This is a genomic window from Candidatus Albibeggiatoa sp. nov. BB20 (assembly GCA_016744725.1).
Taxonomy (GTDB): Bacteria; Pseudomonadota; Gammaproteobacteria; order Beggiatoales; family Beggiatoaceae; genus Albibeggiatoa.
In genome coordinates, this window is the sequence record JADGDW010000158.1 from 1 (window position 1) to 6,763 (window position 6,763).

Annotated in this window: 3 protein-coding genes; all 3 read right to left on the bottom strand. The window is 36.8% G+C overall.

The genetic code is table 11. The features are described 5' to 3' along the window. On the bottom strand, positions 1-543 hold a 543-nt coding region (locus tag ABXH34_RS15155), incomplete at its 3' end, for a leucine-rich repeat domain-containing protein (RefSeq protein ID WP_353572727.1). 192 nt (positions 544-735) lie between these two features. After that, the gene (locus tag ABXH34_RS15160; protein ID WP_353572728.1) at positions 736-4,602 is read right to left on the bottom strand and encodes an InlB B-repeat-containing protein; all 3,867 of its coding nucleotides are present in this window, start codon (positions 4,600-4,602) and stop codon (positions 736-738) included. A 124-nt stretch (positions 4,603-4,726) separates the two neighbouring features. Next, entirely contained in the window at positions 4,727-6,634 is a 1,908-nt protein-coding gene (locus tag ABXH34_RS15165) for a leucine-rich repeat domain-containing protein (RefSeq protein WP_353572729.1), read from the bottom strand. Positions 6,635-6,763: the final 129 nt, after the last annotated feature.

Sequence of the window (6,763 nt, forward strand, 5' to 3'; positions counted from 1 at the left end):
AGACTCTAATTGCATGTTGCCTGCAATAGTAATACCTTCCAAACTATCTAGGTTAGAAAAGGTTGGGATGGTTTTCAATATACTGGTATCAGATATTTGCAGACTTTTTAAGTTGCTAAGATAAGCAAAATTAGGTACTGAAGTGGTTTTCTCTCCAAATATATATAATTTTTCTAAACTAGGTATATTAATTTCAGGAATTGGAGCTTCGGTTAAATCGCTTCCAATACTTAACTCGTTCAAGTAGGGTAAATCTGTTTCTAGTATAGAAATATTTGATAAGTTTGCTTGTATATTTAAACTACTAATATGCCCATTAGTACACTTTATTCCTTGCCAACTACAAGGTGTATAAGTTTGTTTCCATCCTGTTTTGAATCTCCAATTATCACCATCCGTACTATCATAAAGTGTAATTAGAGCATCACATTCAGCTACAGGAATCTCTGTAACATCCTGACAACTAAATGCAAAACTGCTTACTGGCAATCCCAGCAACAGCAAAAGCCCTAAATATCTAAAAAAAAGATGTTTCATGGTCATGGTCTTAACTTCCTCTTTTTCATTAATGTAGTATGTGACAAGCAAAATCATTATGTGAGTTATTGATGCGTGTCATACAAACTTACCTAAAATGCTTAAATCTTTTTATTTATGACGGACTTTTATTCTTTATAAATTCATCTGTTTGAATCGGTGTTGCTCCATAGAACGAAACAACACCAACACTTCTATTTACCAACGTCTACGTCGTGGATAACAACCATAATGGCGGCCACGTCTTCCACGGCGACGACTCGTGTCTTTGTTCAACCCAGAAAGATAAACTACGCTCTCCTCTATAGGTTCTTCACCGTAGTAAATCAGAATAGGTAGTAACTCTTCTGCACCCGTTTTATGCTCTAAAACTACATCGACTCTGACAAATAACCCAACAACCGTCACATCTCTATCCAGTAAATTAATCTCTGTTCTCGATTGGATTTGTACCGATTCAACATAAAACTCGACAGGTTCAGGGAGATAACGCTGTAAATTTTCAAATTGAGTCGGCCACTCACCCGTCACAGCCAAATGCTCATCCACTTGAATCAGCGCACTTAATGCCAAACGATAAGCATATTCTAAATGCTCATTATTAATTGGAATCGGTGGATACTCTTCTGTTAACACCGTATCGTCATTGAGTTCGCCCTGTTCATAAAACTCAATCACTTCTTCGGCTGCCATTTGGTCTAAAGCACTGTTAAAGAGGGCATAACAAGCCATATCCTCATAAGGCGTGATTTGTAAATAAGGTGTGGTTTTAGCTTGGCATTGTGGCGATTCTCCCATCCAAGATACAAATGAAGATAATGCATCAGGGTCTGCTTTTAAGCCAACAGTGCGACCCGCTTCAATATAATCTTCACAATCATTGCCACAATTAATCCCAATCATTTCAATTTTGCCATGACCTGAACTGTTTTCATGTTCGCCGACTTCTAAACGAATCATGTTAGGCGGTGGTTCTGGTAATAAATCAATGATTGCTGCACACGATTTGGAAGCATCAATTGTAATACTGATGTTTGGTAAAGTTTCAGCCTCACATGCGCCTGTCCAACCAGTAAATTGACTGCCTGTTGCGGCTCGTGCGGAAATGTCCACCGTGTTACCCATTGGGAAACGATGTTGACGTTTATTGGCACAAGATTCACCACAAACATCAATCAGATTACCCGCTTGTTTAATAGAAAATGAACCGCGTCCACTGCCTTTTTTACGCACTTCTAACAGGTGGGAGTTTTCATCTTGTTCAAGGTCAAACAGTGCAAGACATGTTTTACTTCTCTGCATTTGGATGCTGATGGTCGGCTCAATACCACGGCATGAACCACCCCATGATTTAAACACTGAACCCGCATCAGGCACAGCCGACAAAGTGACTTGCTCATTTTCAGGATAGTTAAAGCTCTGAGCAATACAGTGAGTAGCACATACAATATTGCCATCATCTGTATTGACACTGCCAGAACCTGAGCCTTTTTTGTTAATCCCTAAAATAGAAGAGGCACATTCAGGGTAAGCTGCCAATTGTGGATATGCAGAATAGTCATAGCTTGATTTTTGACAAATATCATCGTCTTGGTCAACTGAAATATTGGTGAGATTTGGCGCGACACTGGTATCAGGTAATTTACCCGTCAGATCATTACCATCTAAAAATAGATTTTCCAGTTTGCTTAAACCGTCCAAGCTTGGCAGATTGCCAGTTAATTGGTTGTCGCTTAAATCCGCATGTTTTAGATTAATAAGATTATCCAAATTTGGAATATTGCTTGTTAATTTATTGTTGGATAAATCAAGCTTTTCGAGGTTGGCTAATGCGTTTAGGTTTGGAATATCGCCTTCTAACTTATTACCACTGGCAGATAAAACACCCATTTCGGTTAATACTTCTAACTCATCAGGTAACTCACCCACAAGATTGTTGTTATCCAAATCAATCGCGGTTACTCGCCCATTTTCACAACTTACACCATGCCAGTTACAAGGGTATTTGCTTTTGAACCAATCATTATTAGTCCAGTCATTGCCGTTGGTGTTGGTATAGATTGCTTCTAAGGCTTGACATTCGTCTTGTGGAATTTCTGTAATGTCATCACACGTTATCGCTGTGAGTTGTTCTTCTGAACATTGTGGGTAGCGTTGTTGGATGTCAGCCGCGTGTTTTCCATAATTAATATTTGGCGAATAACAAATGCCATTGGTTTTACTATTGAGATTAAGAGCTGTTACTAGCTCTAGTTGATCCATTGGAGGAATAACACCTTCAAAATAGTTTACGCCAAGGAAAAGCCTCCAAGCATGAACTAAGTGATTAATCTCTGGAATGCCACCAGTAAGATTATTGCCATTAAGCACAATATCTTCTAACCATTTTAGTTTAGAAAAACTGGGTAATTCACCTTCAAAGTGATTATGTTCAAGGTTGATAACCTCAATACTTTCCAAATCGCTGATAATAGAAATGTCACCCGTCAATTTGTTTAATGCAACATTTAAAAGAGTCAAGCTAGGCAAATTACGCAAAGAATCTGGTAATGAACCTATTAGATTATTATTGGAAACTATATAAGCGTCCAATTTAGGCACATTTCCAAATTCAGGTATTGTTCCTGTTAATTGATTAGTATTGACTGAAAAAGTAACAAGTTGTGAAAAGTCATCAAGAACTGGTAGCGAACCTGTTAATAAATTTGCGGCTACACGAAAAGTTGTAAGTTTAGTTAATCCCGTTATATCTGGTATTTCTCCTGTAAAGTGATTGTTCTCTACATTGAAATGAATTAAATGTTTTAAATTTTTAATTTCAGGTAATACGCCAGATAGTTCGTTGGTCTGCATTTGAAAATTAACTAAATATACTAAATGGCTAACATCAGGCACTGTTCCTGTTAAATTATTCTGGTACAAAATAATAGTAGAAAGTTTATTTAAACCAGAAAAGCTTGGGATTCCACCAGTAAATTGATTGGTCTGTAAATAAATTGTTTGCAAATTAACCAATTGACTCCAGTCGGGTAAATTACCCGTCAATTTATTAATGTGCAGATACAATCCTGTCAAATCAGTCAATCCGCTTAAGTCTGAAACTGTACCTGTCAGATTGTTATTATCTAAATTAATTCCTTTAAGTAGACCACTTTCACAAGTAATACCATACCAATCACAAGGCGTACCCGTTTCTAACCAATTTTCACTACGTGCCCAACTATCACCATTGGTGCTATGATAAAAATCAACTAAGGCTTCACATTGATTGACAGGGATTTGGGTGACATCTGCACAAGAAAAGTCACAGATAGGCAAGTCATTGACTTGTGAGTAACTTCCGTAGTCTGTACTAAGATCACGGCATAAATCTGTGCCTGTAACATTGAACAAAGTTAAATTGCTAGGTAACGATAGAATTGCACCAGTAAAGCCACTGCCGCCTAAATTAAGCTCTCTTAAATTGGGGAGTTGACTAAAATCAGGTAATTCACCTGTTAAGTTTGGATTATCGCTTAAACCTAATTCACGCAAGCTCGTTGCACCCAGAATGCTAGACGGAATTGAGCCTGAAATGCCTGTATTGCCTATTGAGAAATGATACAGTTTTGTTAATGACCCGATTTCAGGAATAGCACCTGTAATATTGGGATTGTTGCCAATCGGTAAGGTCTCAAGTTCAGTTAATGCGATTAAGTCAGGAATTACACCAGATAAATTATTACTTTCTAATGCAATATCAGTGACATGACCATTTTTACAGCCAAGGTTATACCAACTTGTACAAGGGTTATTGGTTTGTTTCCAACCAACATTGTTTGTCCAATTGTCGCCGCCTAAGTCATCATAAATATTAACCAGTACTTCACATTCTGATTGTGGGATTTCGGTGACGTTTGAGCAGGAGAATTCACAAAATGGAAGGGCTTCAACTTCAGCACGTCCAGCGTAATCAATATTATTACCTCTGCACAATCCAGCATTTCCACCAACTGTAAGTTCAGAGAGATTTATTAAATTAGCTAAAGCAGGGAATTCTCCAGTAAATTGATTGTTCTCAACCATCAAATGCGTCAAATTAGTTAAATTTTGGATTGAGCTGGGTAATGTGCCATCTAGTTTATTATCAGAAACATAATAAGAATTGAGTTCTGGGACATTATTAAATTCAGGAATGTTGCCAGTGAGTTTATTGATATGTACAAAAAAAGCCTTTTAAAGCAGTTAAACCATCTATCGATGGTACAGAGCCTGTAAAATTATTACCACCAGCAACAAAATAAGTTAATTTAGTTAGTCCTGAAAGGTCTGGTAAAGTACCTGATAATTGATTACTAGTCACTCTAAAATCAAATAAATCTCTTAAATGACTGAGGTTTGGTAGTGTTCCAGTTAATTTATTATACTCAATATTAAAAGTATGCAACTTTGTTAAGCTGCTAATATCTGGAAATGTTCCAGTTAAGTTGCTTCTCCCAACATGGAAATTCTGCAACTCTGTTAATTGGCTGATGTTAGGAAATGCTCCACTTAAGTTGTTCTCTCCAACATGGAATATGTGCAGTTTTGTTAATTGGCTAATGTCTGGTAATTCTCCATTTAGGCTGTTTTCCTCAGCCCGAAATATATTCAATTTTGTTAACTGGCTAATATTAGGAATGTTACCCGTTAGGTTGTTATTATTTAATGTTAAATCTACTATTTTAGAAAGATTATTTAACTCTCTAGGGATTTCACCAATTAATTGATTGTTATCTAAGTAGAGGTGTGCCAAGCTAGAGAGACTACCTAATTCAGACGGAATTTCACCAGTTAGTTGATTACTATTTAAGTAAAGGTATCTTAACTTAGATAAGCTACCTAATTCAGATGGAATTTCACCAGTTAATTGATTATTATTTAAGCTAAGGGTTTGTAGAGTATCAATATTACCTAATTCGGTCGGAATGTCCCCAGTGAGCTGGTTACGAGTAAAAAGAATTTGTTGTAAATTTAAGTTTCCTAGCTCTTTAGGAATTTCTCCACTTAATTGGTTATCATTAAGCACAAGACTACTCAACCTAGATAGTTTTCCTAATTCAACAGGAATATCACCTATCAATTTGTTAAAGCCCAAGTTTATCCAAGATAATGCAGATAGGTTTCCTAAATTAGATGGAAGTTCGCCACTTAATTTATTATGATACAAAGCAAGGCTATATATTCTTCCACTACTACAGAGCACCCCCTTCCAATTACAAGGCGTATTAGTCTGCTTCCAACCTGTATTGTCAGTCCAGTTATCACCATCGGTACTATCATAAAGTGCAACTAAGGCTTCACATTCTGACTGTGGGATTTCTGTAACTTGGTTACAATTGAAAGGGGCTTGAGCAAGTTTAATCACTTCAGACTCAGATAAGGCTCTACCATAAATACGCACTTCATCCATTAACCCATAGTGACCTAGCATTTTTTCGTCGTACCAACTATAGCTACCAATTGTTAAAACTGGTGATGAAACATTAAAATCAACAAGCGGTTTTGTACTATCAAGTGTGCCATTCACATAAAATTTGTTAGTCTTATTTTCATAATCAATCACAGAAGCAAGATGTATCCATTCATGTAGTGGCGGCGTTCCATTGGATAGCACCATAGATTGTTGACCTGTATAAACTTGCATGTAGGTCTTATGGCTATAGGCTCTCCCTCGACCTTTTGCCATATCTAACCTAGGTACACCATTTGGGTTTGAAAGAGAGATATAACCACGATAGTAATCAGACTGATGATCGTAAATTTTAACCCATGTTGAGTAGCTAAAAGACTGGTTATTAAAGTTAAAATCGCTGACATTGGAAATTTTTATACCAGTACTTCTATTCCCATTAAAAAATGCAGCTTGACCACCGATTGGACTAGACTCAAAGGTGACTTGTCCACCAGTCCCGTGATGCCCTTGACCACTATGGTCTTGTATATTGCCATCCATATTAAGATGAAGAATTAAGTCTTTTTTTAAATCAATAGCATAACTCAGTTGTATGCCAATTACTGGCAATCCCAGCAACAATAATAGTCCTAAATACCTAAAAAAAAGATGTTTCGTGGTCATGGTCTAAACTTCCTCTTTTTATAACAATGTAATATCACTTAGCAAACTGAATAGGCTGCTATGATCTTCAACCTATCCACTTGCCATTCCTATCTAAATTAATTAAAAATATTTAATGAAATGCTACCC

Bases quoted from the DNA above. Each gene is read 5' to 3' on its own strand.
- ABXH34_RS15160 (WP_353572728.1), bottom strand. From the start codon at position 4,602: ATGGTTGAGAACAATCAATTTACTGGAGAATTCCCTGCTTTAGCTAAT.
- ABXH34_RS15165 (WP_353572729.1), bottom strand. From the start codon at position 6,634: ATGACCACGAAACATCTTTTTTTTAGGTATTTAGGACTATTATTGTTG.